Below are 17,740 nucleotides of genomic sequence, written 5' to 3'. Positions count from 1 at the left end.
GAGAGCTCCGGCAGTCAGGGCCAGGCGGCCAGCAGCGGCAGCGCCCGGTCAGGTATGGATCCGGACGGTGCGTCGCCGACCCGCTCGGCGCCCATGGCCAGATAGAAGGCCTCGGCGTGGGGATCGGCCTCGATGGTCAGCCGGGTGAAGCCGAGCCGGCCCGCCTCCCGCAGCACATGCCGGTACAGCAGCCGCCCCACTCCCCCGCCGATCGCCTCCGGGTCCACGAACAGCATTCCCAGCTCGCCCTCGGGGCCGGCCCCCTCCAGTGTGGCGAAGCCCAGGATCCGCCCGGCCTGCTCCGCGACCGTGGTCCGACGGGCCGCCACCTCGCCCGGGCGCAGCCGCAGTTCCTCCCGGCACGCGGCCAGGAACGCCGCGTCGTACCCCCAGTGACCCTTCGACCTGAGCGCCAGCTCGCTCAGCGCCTCGGCCTCGTCCTCCCGCCCCGCCCGCAGTCGCCGCTCCGCAGGCCCGGCGGACGCCCTCCCCGGCCGATCATTCGTCATGTACAGATCCTGCCACCTCGGTCGATGAGTTTCCGTACGCCGGCCGGTCTTCCAGGGTGAACGCAGCGAGAGGAGGTGGACGTTGACCGCTCATGACGAGACGCCGTCGCGCCATGGCCCGGGGCCGGAGGCCGCCGACGGCCCCGCCGGCCGGGCGGGGAGCGCCCCGGCCGTGCTGGTCCTCGGCCCCGCGGTCGGCCGCGCCGACGTGCCCGGGATGTGCGCGCGCCTGGGCACACTGGCGGCGCGCCACGGCCCGGAGGCCGGTCCGGTCGTCGTGGACGTGAGCGCGGTGCGCGCGCCGGATCTGGCCGTGCTCGAGGCGCTGGCCCGGCTGGGGCTCACCGCCCGGCGCCTGGGCCGCGGGCTGCTGCTCCGCGGCGCGGGCGGCGAGCTGCGGGCCCTGCTCGCCCGGTCCGGGCTGGACACCGTGCTGCCGACGGCGGACCTACCGGGGGGCGGCGGGGTCGAGCCGGGCGGGGAGACCGAAGAGCGGAAAGAGCCGGGGGGTGTCCAGGAAGGCGTTGAGCGCGGTGACCCGGCCGGCTGACACTTCGAGGATCTGGAGCGCCCAGGGCTCATGGCCGCCGTCCGGGGCGGGGCGGTACTGGCCGAAGGCGGGCGAGCCGTTCGCCACCGTCGGGATCAGGCGTGACCCGCAGCAGCCTATGCCGGGGCCCAGCATCCACTGGCGGATGTCGGCGTGGCCGCGCATCCACAGCGAGTAGGGCGGCATCGACAGCGTGGCGTCCTCGTGCAGCAGTGAGGTGAGGGAGTCGAGGTCGTAGCGCTCGAAGGCGTCGACATACCGGGCCAGCAGGGCGCGCTGCTCCTCGTCGAGCGGCTGGACGGGGTCGGTGGCGCTGATACCGCTCGCGGCGATGGTGGCCCGCGCCCGCTGAAGTGCGCTGTTGACCGACGCGACCGTGGTGTCCAGCAGCTCGGCCACCTCGCTCGCCTTCCAGGCCAGCACCTCCCGCAGGATGAGCACCGCCCGCTGCCGGGGGGCCAGGTGCTGAAGCGCGGCGACGAACGCGAGCCGCACCGACTCCCGCTGGGCGGCCAGCTCGGCCGGGTCGCCGTCCTCCGTCACGATCCGGCCGTCGGGGGCCGGCCCGACCCACGCGGTCTCCGGCAGGGGCGGGCCCAGAGGTGAGGAGGCCGTGGCCACCGATGTCAGGTCCATGGGCCGGGCGCGGCGCTGGCTGCCGCCCAGCATGTCCAGACACACATTGGTCGCGATGCGGTACAGCCAGGACCGCAGCGCCGACCGGCCCTCGAACCGGTCGAGGCCGCGCCAGGCCCGCACCATGGTCTCCTGGACGGCGTCCTCGGCCTCGAACGCCGAGCCCAGCATCCGATAGCAGTACCCGGTGAGCTCCACCCGGTGCCGCTCCAGCTGTGGCTCGGCCTCGGCCGCGCCCTTCGTCGCCAGCACTTCACTCATCGCAAAACCCCTTGTCGACCGTTGACCGCCTTGTCCACGACCGCGCTCCGGTATCCCATGGACGCAAGGTAGCGGCTGGGTACGACAATCCCCCGGCGCCGAGCCCACGCCGAGCCCACCGGGCCCCCGCCGACGGGTGTACGGCGCGGGCCCGCGGGGTGCGCGGCGCTCAGGTCACCGGACGGGCGTGGACCGTCGAGGAGTGCACCTGGTGTCCGCCGCTGGCCAGCATCCGGACCTCGGCGCGGTCGCTGATCTCGGCCCGCACGATGCCGGTGTCGTCCGCGTACACCGGGTGTCCGCCCGGCCCGCTGCTGTCCGTGCGGTGCACCACCACGATGTCCTCGGTGATGTCCTCGGCCGCTGGGGCCGAAGCGTCCGGATGCACGAATATCAGTTCGTATCTCTCACGACGCGCCATGACACGCCCTCCTGCCACGCCATCCCGCCCCACTCCCCAAACCGGGACATTCAACACTATCGAACGGGCTCGGTCGCGCAAGAGCGCGGGCTTCGAATCAGGGCGGCGCCATACGCCAGGAGCCAGACGACCCACATCAGCCAGCCGACGAGACCGAGGCGGCCGAGCGGCCCGGCCTCGTCGATGATCCAGGGGGTGAGGGTGGCCGAGGAGAACAGCAGCGCGGCCGACAGCAGCCCCAGGGTGCCGTGCCAGGGCCGGATCAGCCCGGCACGCAGGCCGCCCACGGACAGGCCGACGAGCGCGAGCGCCAGGAAGGTGCCGTTGAGAGTGAACAGCGCGTCGTGCAGCGCCCACAGCGCCGAGGTCGCGCCGCCGTGGCCCCCGGCCACCGAGACGAGGGCGAGGCGCAGCGCTATGACCGCGGCGAAGGCGGCGTTCTGGAGGACCAGCCCGGCGAAGCCGAGCAGCGACCAGGCCTCGCCCCGGTCCCGCTCGGACCGGCGCAGCGCGGACACCGCGCCCGCGCCGAAGAGCGTGGCCAGCACCCAGGCGGCGGGGGTGAGCACGGACCCGGCGGCGACGGCGTCGCCCTCCGCGCCGAAGAAGGCATCGACCTCCCCCACATCGGCGCCGGTGAGCGGCATCCCGGCGGGGACCGTGATCACATTGCCGAGCACGATCAGGAAGGCGAAGCCGAGGGCGGCGATGCCGCTGATCCGGGAGAAGGCCATGCCTGTCCCCAGGCGTGATTGACGTATCATGTATTGATTATAAGTAGCGTAAAGTCAAAGGCGGCAAGGAGCACCCCATGAGCACAGAGCCGGACCGGCGTCGCTATGACTCGGTGCGCCGGACGACACAGGCCCAGCAGACCCGGGCGGACATCGCCCGCGCCGCCCGTGGGCTGTTCGTCTCCCAGGGGTGGGCGGCGACCACCGTGCGGGACGTGGCGCGCGAGGCGGGGGTCTCCGTGCCGACGGTCTACGCGGCGTACGGCAACAAGGCGGGGCTCACCCGGGCCCTGGCCGACGCGGCCGACCTGTCGGCCGACGCGTCGCGGATGCTCGCGGAGCTGGAGGACCCGGCGGCCGACCCGGCGCGCCAGCTGGCGGCGATGGCCGCCTATGACCGGCGGCTGTTCGAGCGCGCGGGCGACGTCATCGCGCTGGTGCGCGAAGCGGGCCGCGCCGAGCCGGAGCTGGCGGCGGTCTACCGCGACGGCCGCGCGCGGGGGGACGAGACCCGTGTGCAGGTGTTCTCGTCCTGGCCGGCCGGAGTGCTCCGGCACGGCCTGGACGTGCGGTCCGCGGTCGATGTCTACGCGGCCGTGTGCAACATCGACGTCTACACCGTGCTCACCGTGGAACGCGGCTGGTCACCCGAGCGGGTCGAGCGGTGGTGGGGCGAGGCGCTGGCCCGCGAACTCCTCGGCTGAGGAGTTGTTTCAGGAGCCGTGGAAGCGGCGGTGCAGTTCGTGTACGCGCTCGGCGAGGGCGGGGAACGGGCCCTCCACCACGGCGCCCGGGACGACCTCCCGGATGGACAGGGTCCGCACGGGAGGCGCGGGGACCCCGAGGCCGGCGAGCCAGCCCGCCAGCTGCTCGGAGGAGCTCACGTACACGATGCGGCCCAGCCCGACCCAGCCATGGGCCGCGGCGCACATCGGGCAGTGCTCGCCCGATGTGTAGACCGTGGCCGCGACCCGCTCCTCGGGGGTCATGTTGGCCGCGGCCCAGCGCGCGATCTCGAACTCGGGGTGACGGGTGTGGTCACCGGACGCCACATGGTTGTGGTCCTCGAACAGGACCGCCCCGTCCGCGGCGACGAGCACCGAACCGAACGGCTCGTCGCCCGCTTCCAGCGCCTCGGTCGCCAGCTCCACACAGCGGTGCAGATGGCGCAGGTCCGCGTCGTTCGCCATGGTGGCCTCCCCAGGAAGTGATCTTCAGCGGCAGGATAGAACCCGACCGCGCCCGAACGCATCCGGGAAGGGGCCGCCCCGTCAGGGACCGTCGGCCGGGAGCTCCCGCCACGCACGGTCGGCGGGGAGCCGTCGGTCAGGAATAGTCCTTGCCCATCAGCGCGGAGTATTCCTCCGGGTCTGCGTCGAATCCGCGGATCCCCTCACGGAATTCCCACTCCCCCGAGTCGTGCCGGGTGAATTCGGCGATCGTCGCGGCCTTGGCGCCCAGCGCGCCGACGAAACCGCTGTTCACCAGTTCGGTGATCCCCTCGGCTATCCGGAAGCTACAGTTGGCCACATCACCGAAGGTCTTCGGGCCGCCGCTCTGCTGGATGGCCACGCCCACCACCACCCGGGTGTAGGAGGTGGACAGCCGCTCCAGCTCCAGGGTCATGACCTCGTCGGCGCCGTAGCCCTGCCCGGTCTGGCTGTCCCTGTTCAGGGTGATGGTGCCGTCGGGCGACCGGCGGTCGAAGTGCACCAGGTACGCCGGCTCCCCGTACGGGTCCGCCGCGTTGTAGGTCGCCGCGACGATGTCGAGATCGTGCGGCGGCTCCCCCAACGGGCTGGGGTCCCACCGGAGCGACACCTGGACTTTACTCGGGCCCTTGTTGAGACCGGTCACTGAATCCCCTTCCCGGAATTGGGACGACGGAATTCCCTTGCGATGGAAACCCGCCACCTCAATCCCGCGCCTAGCAACGGAGTTGGGATTTTATCAGCGGTGTCTCGCGGCGAACGGCGGAACACGGCGAGCCCCCACGGCCGGGCCGCTGCCCACGCGCCCTGCCCGGCCCACCGGCACCGCGGCTCGCTCCCGTACCGGCGGCCGGCTCCCGTGCCGGACGGGACGCCCCCGTACCGGAAGTCAGCGACCGCCCCCGGGCCGGCCCCATGTCTCGGCGAGCTGCCAACGCAGCCGCACCAGCTCGCCGTGGCCATGCGCCGAATATGACCCGGTCCTCCGCCCCGCCTTGTAGAGCTTGAGCCGGTAGGGGACGACGCCGGCCAGCCGGAGCACGGCGACCAAGGGGGCCAGCAACAGCCGCAGCAGGAGCTCGGCCAGCCAGAAGGGCAGCAGCACGACGAAGACGAGCAGGAAGGGCAGGGCGATGATGCCGGAGATCGGGTCGTCGCCCAGATTCGGGGCGTGCTCGAACGCCGCCTCCGGTTTGACCCGGCGCGGCCAGGCCAACCTCTGCTGTCGCAGCCGCCACTTGGTTCCGGATTCATCTTTCCAGCGCACCCGGGCACCCTATATCCCCCGTTCGGCGGCGCCGCGGCCGGGGCGCCTCGCCATGTGGCCGAATCGGCCCGTTCATCGAATGGAAATCGATGATTGACACACGGATGGGGATTCTGTCCTTGTTTGTCGTGAGCGAACGGTTTGCCCACGCCGACCGATTCGGCTCGATCACGAACCCGGCAGTAGCTTCGCTCTTGACGTTCCATCAGAGGCGTCGTGTAATTCATCCCTCGCGTCGCACCCGGCGGAAATCCGAAGCCGTACCTTCGATGCACCTGCCGGAAACGATCTCCCTTTACCCAGCTCCGCCGATGCTTTCGGAGAAGCCATGAGATCTGCTGCCCGGCTCGGCGACCTCGTCATCGGCGTCACTCCCCTCGGGCGCCCGGACGCCAGGCTCGCCGCGGCGGTCGGCCGCGCCGGGGGGCTCGGGGTCCTGGATCTCGGAGCCGGGGACCGGCGGGCCCGCGAGGCGCTGGAACGCCTCCGGGGCTGGGCCCCCGACGGCCGGTACGGGGTGCGGATCAACCCCGGCTGCCGGCTGACGCCCGCGGACCTGTCGGCACTCCGGACCGGTGGCGGCGCGGGCCCGGACACGGTGGTACTCGCCGCGGACTCCCCCTGGGCGGTGGCCGACTGCGCGGGCCGCCAACGCGTCCTCGTCGAGGTCACGGACCTGGACGAGGCTCTGGATGCCGTACGGGCCGGGGCGCATGGCCTGATCGCCCGGGGTGGGGAGAGCGGTGGCCGGGTCGGGGCGCTCGGCACGTTCGTCCTGCTCCAACAACTGCTCGCCGAGCCGGCGGTGTCCCTCCCCGTGTGGGCCTGTGGCGGCATCGGCACCCACACGGCCGCGGCGGCGGCCGTCGGCGGGGCGGCGGGCGTGGTGCTGGACATCCAACTCGCGCTGCTGGCCGAGTCGGGGGTACCGGAGGAGACGGCGGCCGCGCTCCGTTCCCTGGACGGCTCGGAAACGATCGTGGTCGACGGCCATCGCGTGCTGCGCCACCGGGGCCGCGATCCGCGCGCCCGGCCGCTGCCGGTGGGCCAGGACGGCTTTCTGGCGGCGCGGTTCGCCGAGCGCCACGGCGACGTGGGCCGGGCCGTGCGCGCCGTGGCCGAGGCCGTGCGGGATGCCGTACGCGACGACGACGCCGCCTCCGCGCTGCGGCCGGGCTCCCCGATGAGCGCGGCGCTCGGCACCCGGCTGCCGCTGGCTCAGGGGCCGATGACCCGGGTCAGCGATCGGGCCGGGTTCGCCTCGGCGGTCGCCGCCGAGGGCGCTCTGCCGTTTCTCGCGCTCGCCCTCGCCGAGGGCGAGCGGGCGCGCGCCATGCTGGCGGAGACGGCGGCTGCCCTGCCGGGGCGGCCGTGGGGGGTGGGGGTGCTCGGCTTCGCCCCCGAGGAGATCCGACAGGCCCAGCTCGAGGCCGTGCGGGAGATCCGTCCCAGCCACGCGATCATCGCGGGCGGGCGGCCCGCCCAGGCGGAGGCGTTGGAACGGGCGGGGATCGCCACCTTTCTGCATGCCCCCTCGCCGGGGCTGCTGGGGCAGTTCCTGCGGTCCGGCGCCCGCCGGTTCGTGTTCGAGGGGTCCGAGTGCGGCGGGCACGTCGGCCCGCGGAACAGCTTCCCGCTGTGGGAGGCCCAGATCTCGGTGATCGAGGACTTCCTGGACGAGACGGAACGCGACGAAGCGGGCGGTGCCGGGGCGGCCCCGGTCGAGGTCTTCTTCGCGGGCGGCGTCCACGACGAGCGGTCCGCGGCGATGGTGGCCGCCCTCGCCGCCCCGCTGACCCGGCGCGGCGTCCGCGTCGGCCTTCTGATGGGCACGGCGTATCTGTTCACCGAGGAGGCGGTCGCCCACGGCGCCGTCCAGCCGCTGTTCCAGCGCCAGGTGGTCGCGGCGAGGGGCACCGCGCTGCTGGAGACCGCTCCGGGGCACGCCACCCGCTGTGTCCCCAGCCCGTTCACCGAGGAGTTCGGCGCCGTCAGGGAACGGTTGCGCGAGGAGGGCGTTCCGCAGCGGCAGGTGTGGGAGCGGCTGGAGCGGCTCAACGTCGGCCGGCTGCGGATCGCCGGCAAGGGTGTCGAACGCGACCCGGGCGGCGAGTTGGTGGCGGTCGGTGAGGAGCGCCAATACCGGGATGGCATGTTCATGGCTGGTGATGTGGCGGTGCTGCGCTCGGCCGTCACCACCGTCGCAGCCCTGCACCACTCCGTCGCCCCGGCCGCCGCGGACTTCTTCCACCGCTCCGCGGCCGCGCTGCGCGAGCGCTTGGGCGTGGTCCCGTCCGGGCGGGCGGAGCGGGAGGCCCCCGCGCCGCTGGACGTGGCCGTGGTCGGGATGGCGTGCATGTTCCCGCGCGCCCCCGACCTCGCCACCTTCTGGGCCCATGTGGTCGGCGGCGTCGACGCCGTCACCGAAGTCCCCGCCGGGCGTTGGGACCCCGCCGTCCACTACTCCCCCGACCAGGACGGCGCCACCGCGTCCAAGTGGGGCGGCTTTCTGCCCCCGATCCCCTTCGACCCGCTGCGCTACGGCATCCCGCCCGCCTCCCTCGGCAGCATCGAGCCGGTGCAGCTGCTGGCGCTGGAGGCGGCGCGGCGCGCCCTGGAGGACGCCGGATACGAGCCGGGCCCCGGGGGCGACCGGGGCGGCCCCGGCGGTACGGGTGGCCGGGCCTTCGACCGGTCCCGTACGTCGGTCGTCTTCGGCGCCGAGGCGGGCAGCGATCTGTCCAACGCCCAGACGTTGCGCGCCGTGCTGCCGTCCTACCTCGACACCGTGCCCCCGGCACTGGCCGAGCAGCTGCCCGAGCTGACCGAGGACTCCTTCCCCGGGATGCTCGCCAACGTCATCGCCGGGCGGATCGCCAACCGGCTCGACCTCGGCGGTGCCAACTACACGGTGGACGCGGCCTGTGCCTCCTCGCTGGCCGCGGTCGACGTGGCCTGCAAGGAGCTGCTGACCGGCACCAGCGACCTCGTGCTGTGCGGCGGCGCCGACCTGCACAACGGCATCAACGACTACATGCTCTTCTCCTCCGTGCACGCGCTGTCCCCGACGGGACGCTCCCGCACCTTCGACGCCTCGGCGGACGGCATCGCGCTCGGCGAGGGCGTCGCGTGCGTGGTGCTCAAGCGGCTGGCGGACGCCGAGCGCGACGGCGACCGCGTCTACGGTGTGATCAAGGGCGTGGGCAGCTCCAGCGACGGGCGGTCGCTCGGGCTCACCGCGCCCCGGCCCGAGGGCCAGCGGGCCGCCCTGGAGCGCGCCTACCGCAACGCCCGGGTCTCCCCCGCCGACGTCGGTCTCGTCGAGGCGCACGGCACCGGCACGGTCGTCGGCGACCGCACCGAGCTGACCATCCTCACCGAGGTGTTCACCGCCGCCGGGGCCCCGGCCGGCGGTTGCGCGCTGGGCTCCGTCAAGTCCCAGATCGGGCACACGAAATGTGCCGCGGGGCTGGCCGGGCTGGTCAAGACCGCGCTCGCCCTGTACACCGGCGTCAAGCCGCCCACCTCGCAACTCCGCCACCCCAACGCCTCCTGGGACGCCAAGAGCAGCCCCTTCGCCTTCCACACCGAGGCGAGCCCCTGGGTGACGCCACCCGCGGAGCGGATCGCCGGGCTCAGCGCGTTCGGCTTCGGCGGCACCAACTTCCATGTCGTCCTGGCCGCCCACGACGCCGGGCCGCCCCCGGCCCACGGCCTGGACGCCTGGCCCGCCGAGCTGTTCACCTTCCGCGGCGCCGACCGGGCGGCCGCCCTCCGCGCCGTCGAGGAGACGCTGGCGCTCGCCGAGGCGTACGAGGGCACGGGGACGTCGCCCTGGCGGCTGCGCGACCTCGCCCTCGCCGCCGCCAACCGCGCCGAAGCCGGTCAGGGCCCGGTCCGGGCGGCAGTGGTGGCCACCGCCTCGGACGGGCCCGCCGGGCTGGCGGCGCTGCTGCGCCGGGTGCTGGCGGGGGAACACGACCCGGCCGCGGGGATCTATCTGGCCGGGCCGGCCGACACGGCCGATCGGGAGGGTCTGACCGGCCAGGAGAGTCCAGGCGATCCGGAGGGCGGTGACGGCCCGGCCGGGCGGGCCGACGCGGAGGGCGGTGGTGACCCATCCGTCGACGACGGCGCGGGGCGAGACCCCGTCCCCGTCCCCGGCAAGGTGGCCTTTCTGTTCCCGGGGCAAGGCAGCCAGCGGCCCGGCATGCTGGCCGGCCTCTTCGTCGCCTTCCCCGAACTCCACAGCCATGCGCGGCTCGCCCGGACCCACACCGCCGTCCTCCACCCGCCGGCCGCCTTCGACGAGCCGGAACGGGACGCGCAGCGGGCCAGGATCACCGACACCCGGGTGGCCCAGCCGGCGCTCGGCGTCGTCGGCCTGGCCGCCCACTCGCTGCTCACCGCGGCCGGAGTCCGCCCCGACATGGCCGCCGGGCACAGCTACGGGGAGCTGGTCGCGCTGTGCGCGGCTGGTGTGCTCGACCCGCCCGCGCTGCTGGAGCTGAGCGCCGAGCGGGCGTCCGCGATCCTGGACGCCGCCCGGGCCGCCGGGCCGGAGCCGGGCACTATGGCGGCGGTGGCCGCGAGCCGCGAGGACGTCGAGCGCGTGCTGCGCCGGGGCGGTCTCGCGGACCGGGTCGTGGCCGCCAATCACAACGCGCCCGCCCAGACCGCGATCTCGGGCCCGCGGCGGGAGGTGGACGCCGCGGTCGGGCTGCTGCGGGAGGCCGGGCATCCGGTGAAGCGGCTCCCGGTGGCCTGCGCCTTCCACAGCCCGCTGGTGGCCGCGGCAGGCGACCGGGTCGCCGAGGCCCTCGGCCGGCAGCCGCTGCGCCCGCCCGAGTACCCGGTCTGGGCGAACCGCACCGCCGCCCCGCACGGCGCCGAACCGGACGCGATCCGCGCGGAACTCGCGGCCCAGATCGGCGCGCCGGTCCGCTTCGTCGAGCAGATCGAGGCCATGTACGAGGCGGGGGCCAGGGTCTTCGTCGAGGCGGGGCCGGGGGGCGTGCTCACCCGGCTGGTCGGGGAGATCCTCGGCGACCGCCCGCACCGCGCCGTCGCCTTCGAGGGACGGCACGGCGGCGCACCCGGCGTCGACCGCGGCGGCGTCGGCGGCGGTCCGCGCGGGCTGTACGGCTTTCTCGATGCCCTGGCCCAACTCGCCGTCGCCGGGCTGCCGGTGCGCACCGGCTGGATGTTCCGCGGCCGTGACGCCGTGGACGCCGGGCGCGCCACACCGCCGAAGCGGCCCGGCTGGACGGTGGACGGCCAGCTGGTCCGTACCGCCGCGGGGGAACTCCTGCCCGGCGCGCTGGCGCCGGCCCGACGTGTCGTGGAGGCGACGGTGAGCCAGACGGACCGGGACGCACTGATCCTGGAGTTCCTCAGAACCAGCCGGGAGATGGTCGCGGCCCAGCGCGATGTGCTCCTCACCCATCTCGGAGCCACGCCGGACGCCAGGCCTGCCGCGCCCCCGGCCCCCGCAACGTCGTCCGTGCCGGTGCCGGCCACGGGGGTCGCGGCGCCCGAGGCCGTGGGGCCGATGCCGACCGCGCCCGCGCCCGCCGAGCCGGTGGCGGTCACCGAGGCGGAGGTGGCGCGGATGGTCGCGCAGATCATCAGCGAACGCACCGGATACCCGGTCGACATGATCGAGCCGGATCTCGACCTCGAAGCCGATCTGAGCATCGACTCGATCAAACGGGCCGAGATCGCGGGCGAGTTGGCGGGGCGCCTGGGTGTGGGCGGCACCGGCGGCGACGGCGCCGCCGCGCTCGCGGACGAGGAGCTGGAGGAGCTGACGAAGGCCCGTACCACCGCCGCGGTCACCGCCTGGCTCACCCCCCGGCTGACCACCGGAGCGGCGCCGGGGAGCCCGGCGGCAACCGGTGCCCCCGGCACCGCGCGCGATGAGACCGCCGAACCGGCCGCCGCCACGGTCTCGTTCGGCGAGCCGCCCGTGGACACCGCTCCGAGGGCCATCGGCCGCACAGCCGGGACCACGGACTCCGTCAGGGGCGTGGCGCCGAAGCGGATGCGGATGCGGGCCGTGCCTCTGACCGGGACCGTGCCGGTCGGCGAGCTCTCGGCCGTCCTGTCCGGCAAGCGGTTCGTGCTGCTGGGCGGTGACGAGGCCGTGGCCGAGGCGGTCGGCGGGCGGCTGCGGGCCTACGGGGCCGAGGCCCTGGCCCTCTCGGGCGACCCGCTTCTCACCGAGGGCGACGGACCGTCCCCCGGCCACCCGTGGGACGTGCCCCCTGACGGGGTGATCCTGCTCCCGCCGTCCGCCGGCACCGGCGCGCCCGTACTGCCCGCCGCGTTCCCGGCGCTGCGGGCCGCCCTGGCGCGCGGGCCGCGGTGGCTGCTGGCCGCGCGGCGAGCGGAGCCGCTCGACGTCGGAACAGCCGGACTCCACGGCCTGTTCCGCACCGTCGCCAGGGAGCATCCGCAGACGGCCGCCACGGTCGTGGACCTCCCCGCCGCGGCCTCTCCCGACGCCGTCGCCGACGCGCTGCTGGACGAGGTGCTCGCCCCCGACCACCCACCCGTCGTCCTGCGCACCGCCGACGGACGCGATGGGCTGGAGCTCACGGAGAGCGGGCTGGGCGTCCTCGGCACCTCGGGCGCGGGGCCCGCCGGGGACGGGGCGGCCGAGGCGGCGGCCCTCGGCCTCGGCCGCGACTCGGTGATCGTGCTGGTCGGCGGGGCGCGAGGGATCACCGCCCGGTGCGCGGCGACCCTCGCGGCGGCCGCCCGCTGCCGTATCGAACTGCTCGGCCGCACCCCCGTACCCGCCGGGCCCGAGGACCCGGCCACCGCCGGAGCCCGGGACGAGGCCGCCCTGCGCGCGGCGCTCGCCGCCCAGGGCGGCCGCGGACCCGCCGAGATCCAGCGAGAGGCGGCCGGGATCCTGGCGCGGCGGGAAGTGTCCGCCACGCTGCGGGAGCTGACCGATCTCGGGGCCCGGGCCCGCTACCGGTCGGTCGACTTCCGCGACCCCGACGCGGTGCGCCAGGCCGTCAAGGAGATCCACGCCGACCACGGCCGCCTGGACGGTGTCGTCTACGCGGCGGGGGTGATCGAGGACCGGCTGATCGAGGAGAAGTCCGCCGAGTCCTTCCAGCGGGTGTTCGACACGAAGGCGGGCGGCGCGCGTACGCTCCTGGACGCGCTGGAGGAGCTGTCGACGGCTGGACCGGCCGGAGGACACGGAGAACACGGAGGACACGGAGGGCCGTCGTTCGTGGTGCTCTTCGGCAGCGTCTCCGCCGTGCTCGGCAACCGCGGCCAGGCCGACTACGCGGCGGCCAACGACGCGCTGGAGGCCATCGGCGCGCGGTGGGCGGCCCGCACCGGCCGCCGGGCCCTGACCGTCCACTGGGGCCCCTGGGCGCCCACCGGCGCACACGCCGGGATGGTCAGCCCCGCGCTCGCCCGCGACTACGCGAGGCGTGGCGTCGAACTCATCGACCCCGACGAAGGAGCGCTGGCGCTGCTGCGCGAACTCGCCTGGGGCGAGGAGTCCGACCGGGCCGTCGTCTACACGGCGTCGGGCTGGTGACCGTGGCGTACGACGAGGGCGGTGGCCGCAGACCGCCCGTCGCGATCGTCGGGATGGCCGTCCTGCTGCCCGGCGCGCCGGATCTGCCCGCGTACTGGCGCAACCTCGCGGCCGGTGTCGACGCGATCACCGAGGTCCCGGCGCAGCGGTGGGACGCCGAGTTCTACGCACCCGGGAGCGGGCGCGGCCCGGCCGCCGCCGACCGGGTGTACTGCCGCCGCGGCGGGTTCGTCGACGGGCTGGCCGAGGTGGAGGTCACCCGTTTCGGGATCATGCCCGCCTCCGTACCGGGCACCGAGCCCGACCAGCTGATCGCCCTGCGTGTCGCGGCCGCGGCCGTCGCCGACGCGGGCGGCGAGGAGCGGCTGCCCGACCGGGGGCGGGTCGGGGTGGTGCTGGGCCGCGGCGGCTATCTCACGCCCGGCCTGGTCCGCCTCGACCAGCGGGTACGCACCGCCCACCAGCTGGTGCGCACGCTCGGCGAGCTGCTGCCCGGCCTCGGCGCCGACCAGTTGGAGCGAGTGCGGACCGCGTTCACCGAGCGCCTGGGCCCCGACCGCCCCGAGGCCGCCATCGGCCTGGTGCCCAACCTCGCCGCCTCGCGGGTCGCCAACCGGCTCGATCTGCGCGGCCCCGCCTACACCGTGGACGCCGCCTGCGCGTCCTCGCTCGTCGCCGTCGACCAAGCGGTGGGCGAGCTGGCCTCCGGCCGGTGCGACGCGGTGCTGGCGGGCGGGGTGCACCACTGCCACGACATCACCCTGTGGAGCGTCTTCGCGCAACTGCGCGCGCTCTCGCCGAGCGAGCGCATCCGCCCCTTCCACCGCGAGGCCGACGGCATCCTGATCGGCGAGGGCACCGGCGTCGTGATGCTCAAACGGCTGGCCGACGCGCGACGGGACGGCGACCGGGTGTACGCCGTCATCAGGGGCACCGGGGTGGCCGGCGACGGACGCGCCGCGGGCCTGGTCAACCCGGACCCGGGCGGCCAGGCGCGGGCGGTACGACAGGCGTGGCGCGCGGCCGGGCTCGATCCGCGCGAGCCCGGCTCGCTCGGCCTGCTGGAGGCGCACGGCACCGCGACCCCCGCGGGTGACGCGGCCGAACTGGCCACGTTGGCGGAGGTCTTCGGCCCCGCGGCCGACGGCGGCGCCGGCCGCGCCGTGATCGGGTCGGTGAAGTCGATGATCGGCCACACCATGCCGGCGGCCGGTGTGGCGGGCCTGGTCAAGGCCGCCCTCGCGCTCCACCACGGACTGCTGCCGCCCACCCTGCACTGCGACGACCCGCACCCGTCCCTGGCCGCGACGCGCTTCCGTACGATCGCCACGGCGGAGCCGTGGGAGACCGGCCCGGGGGCGGGGGTGCGCCGCGCGGCGGTGAACGCGTTCGGCTTCGGCGGGATCAACGCGCATGTGGTGCTGGAGCAGGCCCCTTTGGGGGCCGCTCAGCCGCTCCCGGCGGGCCGAGGGCCCAGGCCGTCGGCGGTGGCCGAGGCGGTGACCACCGGCCCCGCCGCGCCCGGCACGTCCAGGGTCGAGGTCACCGAGCCGGAGCGCGTACTCGCGCTGGCGGCCGAGACGCCGGAGCGGCTGGCCGCGTGGCTGGCGTCGGACGACGCGACGCTGCGGGCCACCGCGCCCGCGGCGGGCCGGGCGAGGCTCGGGATCGTCGGGCCGACCGCCAAGCGGCTGGCGCTGGCGCGGCGCGTGGTGGCGAAGGGCGGTTCGTGGCGTGGGCGCAACGACGTGTGGTTCACGCCCGCTCCGCTCCTGAGCGAGGGGCGGGTTGTGTTCGTCTTCCCCGGCCTGGAAGCCGAGTTCGCGCCACGGGTGGACGGCGTCGCCGAGTACTTCAGCCTCTCCCCCGCCACCGTCGGAGCGGCCGACGGCCGCGCGGCGGTCGGTGACATCGGCCGCCACGGCGTCGGCGTCTTCGCCGTCGGCCGGCTGCTGGACCGTGCGCTGCGGCGGATGGGTGTCGTGCCGGACGCGGTGGCAGGACACAGCGTCGGCGAATGGACCGCGATGGTGTCCGCCGGACTGTACTCCGGCGCCGCGGTCGATGAGTTCCTCGGCTCGTTCGACCCCGACGCGCTGCGCGTGCCCGGACTGGCCTTCGGCGTGCTGGGCGCTCCCGCCGGGCGGGTGCTGGCCGCGCTCGCGGAGGGTGTGGGCGGCAGGGACGGCCGGGTCGTGCTCTCCCACGACAACGCGCCGAGCCAGTCGATGGTGTGCGGGCCGCACGCCGATGTCGACGTGTTCGTGCGACGGCTGCGCGCCGAGGGGGTGATCGGGCACGTCCTGCCCTTTCAGTCGGGCTTCCACACCCCAATGCTGGCGCCGTACCTGAGGCCGATCAGAGCGGCCGCGGAGCGGTTCGAACTGTTCCCGCCGAGCGTGCCCATCTGGTCGGGGACGACCGCGGCGCCCTATCCGCCCGACGAGGCCGACGTGCGTGAGCTGTTCGTCCGGCATCTGCTCGAACCGGTCCGCTTCCGGCTGCTGACGAAGGCTCTGTACGAGGCGGGCTTCCGGGCTTTCGTGCAGGTCGGCCCGGGACAGCTGGCCTCGCTCATCGGCGACACGCTGCACGGGTCGGAACATCTCGCGGTGGCCGCCGGCTCGCCGCACCGCGACGGCGTCGCCCAACTGCGCCGGGTCGCCACCGCCCTGTGGGTGGAGGGCGCCCGGGTGGACCCGTCCCTGCCGCGCCCCGCCACCGCGCCGTCCGCCTCGGCGGCAAAGCCGGTACGGCTCGACTTGGGCGGCGCGCTGATCTCCCTGGACGAGGGGCGCCTCACCGGGCTGCGCCGCGAGTTGGCCTCCGCCGCCCCCGGTCCGCAGCCGTCAGTCCGCGCGGACGCCGTATCCGCGCTGGACGCGATGGCAGGGCGGCTCCCGATGGCGGCGGAGCTCGGCGCGCTGCTCCGGGAGACGGCCGGTGCCGCCGCCGAGCTCATCGCCGTCGCGGGCCGCGCGGGCAGACCACCGACTCCGCCCCCGCCGCCACCGGCCCCGACACCGCCGACACTCCCCACCCCGGACACCTGGCGCACCGTGCTGCGGGTGTCCACCGCCACCATGCCGTACCTGCGCGACCACTGCTTCTTCCGGCAACGCCCGGGCTGGCCCGACGAATCCGACCGGTGGCCGGTCGTCCCGGCGACCACGATCGTCGGCCACCTCATGGACGCGGCGGAGCGGGCCGCCCCCGGGCGGCGGGCGGTCGCGGTGCACGGCGCGCGGTTCGGCCGGTGGGTGACCGCCGCGCCGCCCGCCGAGGTCCCCATCACCGTGACACCGTCGCCCGAAGGACCGGACCGGCTCGCCGTGGACTTCGGCCACAGCGCCCACGCCACGGTGGAGCTCGCGCCCCGCCACCCGCGCCCGCGCCCCGCCCCCTGGCCCGCCGACCCGGCCGCCGAACACGCCCCCGCACACACGGCGGCCGAGCTCTACGGCGAGCGCTGGATGTTCCACGGCCCGGCGTTCCAAGGCGTCAGCGAGATCACGGCGATCGGCGCCTCGCGCGTACGCGGCACGATCACCACGCCCGCCGCGCCCGGCGCGCTGCTGGACAATGTGGGCCAGCTCCTCGGCTACTGGCTCATGGCCACCCGCACCGAGCGGACCGTGGTCTTCCCCGTCGGCATGCGCCACATACGCCTCTTCGGACCACATCCGCGCCCCGGTACCCCGGTGGAGTGCGTGATCCGGATCGTCTCGCTCACCGACACCACGCTGGAGGCGGATGTCCAGCTGCTCGTCGACGGACAGGTGTGGGCCCGGATCGACGGCTGGCAGGACCGCCGCTTCGACAACCATCCGAGCACCCGGCCGGTGGAGCGCTTCCCGGAACTCAACGCGCTCTCGCAGGCGCGGCCCGGTGGCTGGGTGCTGCTCCACGAGCGCTGGCCCGACCTGGCGTCCCGTGACCTGATCATGCGTAACCACCTGGGCGGCGCCGAGCGCCTGGAGTACGAGCGACAGGCCCCGCGCAGCCGCCGGCAGTGGCTGCTGGGCCGGATCGCCGCCAAGGACGCGGTGCGGCAGTGGCTCTGGGCGCGCGGAGAGGGGCCGGTCTTCCCAGCCGAGATCCAGGTGCACGAGGACGCGCACGGCCGCCCGTACGTCGTCGGGGCGCACGGCCGGACGCTGCCCGCGCTGGAGGTGTCGCTGGCCGGCCGGGCGGAGGCCGGGGTGGCCCTGGTGGTGCCGCGCCCGCCGGGACGCGCGGGCGGGCCGGGCCCCGGCATCCATATCGAGGAGATCGCCGGACAGAACGCCGCCGCGCAAGAGGCCGCGGCCCTGCGCGCGGCGAAGGAGGCGGTCGCCAAGGCCGAGGGCGTCGACAGCAGGGGCCATGGGCCGGACGTCACCGTGCTCGACGCGGCGGACCCGGAGCGGCTCCTGGTCGAGGCGGCCACGGCCGCCGGGCGGCCGCCGCACCGCTACCGGGTGCGCAGCGCGCGTACGGCCAACCCTCCCGGGCTGCCGCGCAGGGACTACGTCGTGGCCTGGACCACCGGCCCGGCGGACGACGAGTGAGGAAACCGACCGGTCGGCGACCCGCCGGAAC

11 protein-coding genes are annotated in these 17,740 nt (G+C 75.1%); 4 read left to right on the top strand and 7 right to left on the bottom strand.

What is annotated here, in order from left to right:
• Positions 1 to 14: 14 nt before the first annotated feature.
• Complete coding sequence (locus ACH4S9_RS41695; RefSeq protein WP_311722994.1) at positions 15 to 509, bottom strand: GNAT family N-acetyltransferase; 495 nt, start codon at positions 507 to 509, stop codon at positions 15 to 17.
• An 82-nt stretch (positions 510 to 591) separates the two neighbouring features.
• Between ACH4S9_RS41695 and ACH4S9_RS41690 the strand changes: the two genes are divergently transcribed.
• The gene (locus ACH4S9_RS41690) at positions 592 to 1,059 is read left to right on the top strand and encodes an STAS domain-containing protein (RefSeq protein ID WP_398376894.1); all 468 of its coding nucleotides are present in this window, start codon (positions 592 to 594) and stop codon (positions 1,057 to 1,059) included.
• Here the strand turns inward: ACH4S9_RS41690 and ACH4S9_RS41685 are convergent.
• The 3 genes from ACH4S9_RS41685 to ACH4S9_RS41675 form a co-directional block, all read right to left on the bottom strand.
• Complete coding sequence (locus ACH4S9_RS41685) at positions 958 to 1,956, bottom strand: sigma-70 family RNA polymerase sigma factor (protein ID WP_358848695.1); 999 nt, start codon at positions 1,954 to 1,956, stop codon at positions 958 to 960. The genes ACH4S9_RS41690 and ACH4S9_RS41685 overlap by 102 nt on opposite strands.
• Before the next feature lie 169 nt (positions 1,957 to 2,125).
• The gene (locus ACH4S9_RS41680) at positions 2,126 to 2,377 is read right to left on the bottom strand and encodes a DUF6296 family protein (protein ID WP_311722997.1); all 252 of its coding nucleotides are present in this window, start codon (positions 2,375 to 2,377) and stop codon (positions 2,126 to 2,128) included.
• 56 nt (positions 2,378 to 2,433) lie between these two features.
• Positions 2,434 to 3,141 carry a 2-oxoglutarate/malate transporter gene (locus tag ACH4S9_RS41675; protein ID WP_398376893.1) on the bottom strand — a complete coding sequence of 236 codons (708 nt, stop codon included), beginning with the start codon at positions 3,139 to 3,141 and terminating at the stop codon, positions 2,434 to 2,436.
• A gap of 47 nt (positions 3,142 to 3,188) precedes the next feature.
• Here ACH4S9_RS41675 and ACH4S9_RS41670 point away from each other — a divergent pair, with 47 nt between their 5' ends.
• Complete coding sequence (locus tag ACH4S9_RS41670) at positions 3,189 to 3,815, top strand: TetR/AcrR family transcriptional regulator (RefSeq protein ID WP_398376892.1); 627 nt, start codon at positions 3,189 to 3,191, stop codon at positions 3,813 to 3,815.
• A gap of 9 nt (positions 3,816 to 3,824) precedes the next feature.
• On the opposite strand, the gene ACH4S9_RS41665 is transcribed toward ACH4S9_RS41670, so the two are convergent.
• The 3 genes from ACH4S9_RS41665 to ACH4S9_RS41655 all read right to left on the bottom strand — a co-directional run bounded on the left by ACH4S9_RS41665 (position 3,825) and on the right by ACH4S9_RS41655 (position 5,589).
• The gene (locus ACH4S9_RS41665) at positions 3,825 to 4,301 is read right to left on the bottom strand and encodes a nucleoside deaminase (protein WP_311723000.1); all 477 of its coding nucleotides are present in this window, start codon (positions 4,299 to 4,301) and stop codon (positions 3,825 to 3,827) included.
• Between the two features lie 136 nt (positions 4,302 to 4,437).
• Positions 4,438 to 4,968, bottom strand: coding sequence for a TerD family protein (locus ACH4S9_RS41660; protein ID WP_385342007.1), 531 nt, complete (start codon positions 4,966 to 4,968; stop codon positions 4,438 to 4,440).
• Between the two features lie 243 nt (positions 4,969 to 5,211).
• On the bottom strand, positions 5,212 to 5,589 hold the full coding sequence (locus tag ACH4S9_RS41655) for a hypothetical protein (RefSeq protein WP_358848690.1): 378 nt from the start codon (positions 5,587 to 5,589) through the stop codon (positions 5,212 to 5,214).
• A 328-nt stretch (positions 5,590 to 5,917) separates the two neighbouring features.
• Here ACH4S9_RS41655 and ACH4S9_RS41650 point away from each other — a divergent pair, with 328 nt between their 5' ends.
• Both ACH4S9_RS41650 and ACH4S9_RS41645 read left to right on the top strand, forming a co-directional pair.
• On the top strand, positions 5,918 to 13,159 hold the full coding sequence (locus ACH4S9_RS41650; RefSeq protein ID WP_398376891.1) for an SDR family NAD(P)-dependent oxidoreductase: 7,242 nt from the start codon (positions 5,918 to 5,920) through the stop codon (positions 13,157 to 13,159).
• A 53-nt stretch (positions 13,160 to 13,212) separates the two neighbouring features.
• The gene (locus ACH4S9_RS41645; RefSeq protein ID WP_398376951.1) at positions 13,213 to 17,709 is read left to right on the top strand and encodes a beta-ketoacyl synthase N-terminal-like domain-containing protein; all 4,497 of its coding nucleotides are present in this window, start codon (positions 13,213 to 13,215) and stop codon (positions 17,707 to 17,709) included.
• The last annotated feature ends 31 nt before the right edge of the window (positions 17,710 to 17,740 follow it).

The organism is Streptomyces sp. NPDC021225 (assembly GCF_044332865.1).
Lineage (GTDB): Bacteria > Actinomycetota > Actinomycetes > Streptomycetales > Streptomycetaceae > Streptomyces.
The sequence above is the reverse complement of the archived record's forward strand: the minus strand, read 5'-3'. Positions and strand labels throughout refer to the sequence as shown.

What these genes read in the sequence shown, in the direction of transcription:
- ACH4S9_RS41695 (WP_311722994.1), bottom strand. Translation starts at nt 509, where the DNA reads ATGACGAATGATCGGCCGGGGAGGGCGTCCGCCGGGCCTGCGGAGCGG.
- ACH4S9_RS41685 (WP_358848695.1), bottom strand. Translation starts at nt 1,956, where the DNA reads ATGAGTGAAGTGCTGGCGACGAAGGGCGCGGCCGAGGCCGAGCCACAG.
- ACH4S9_RS41680 (WP_311722997.1), bottom strand. Translation starts at nt 2,377, where the DNA reads ATGGCGCGTCGTGAGAGATACGAACTGATATTCGTGCATCCGGACGCT.
- ACH4S9_RS41675 (WP_398376893.1), bottom strand. Translation starts at nt 3,141, where the DNA reads ATGATACGTCAATCACGCCTGGGGACAGGCATGGCCTTCTCCCGGATC.
- ACH4S9_RS41670 (WP_398376892.1), top strand. Translation starts at nt 3,189, where the DNA reads ATGAGCACAGAGCCGGACCGGCGTCGCTATGACTCGGTGCGCCGGACG.
- ACH4S9_RS41665 (WP_311723000.1), bottom strand. Translation starts at nt 4,301, where the DNA reads ATGGCGAACGACGCGGACCTGCGCCATCTGCACCGCTGTGTGGAGCTG.
- ACH4S9_RS41650 (WP_398376891.1), top strand. Translation starts at nt 5,918, where the DNA reads ATGAGATCTGCTGCCCGGCTCGGCGACCTCGTCATCGGCGTCACTCCC.
- ACH4S9_RS41645 (WP_398376951.1), top strand. Translation starts at nt 13,213, where the DNA reads ATGGCCGTCCTGCTGCCCGGCGCGCCGGATCTGCCCGCGTACTGGCGC.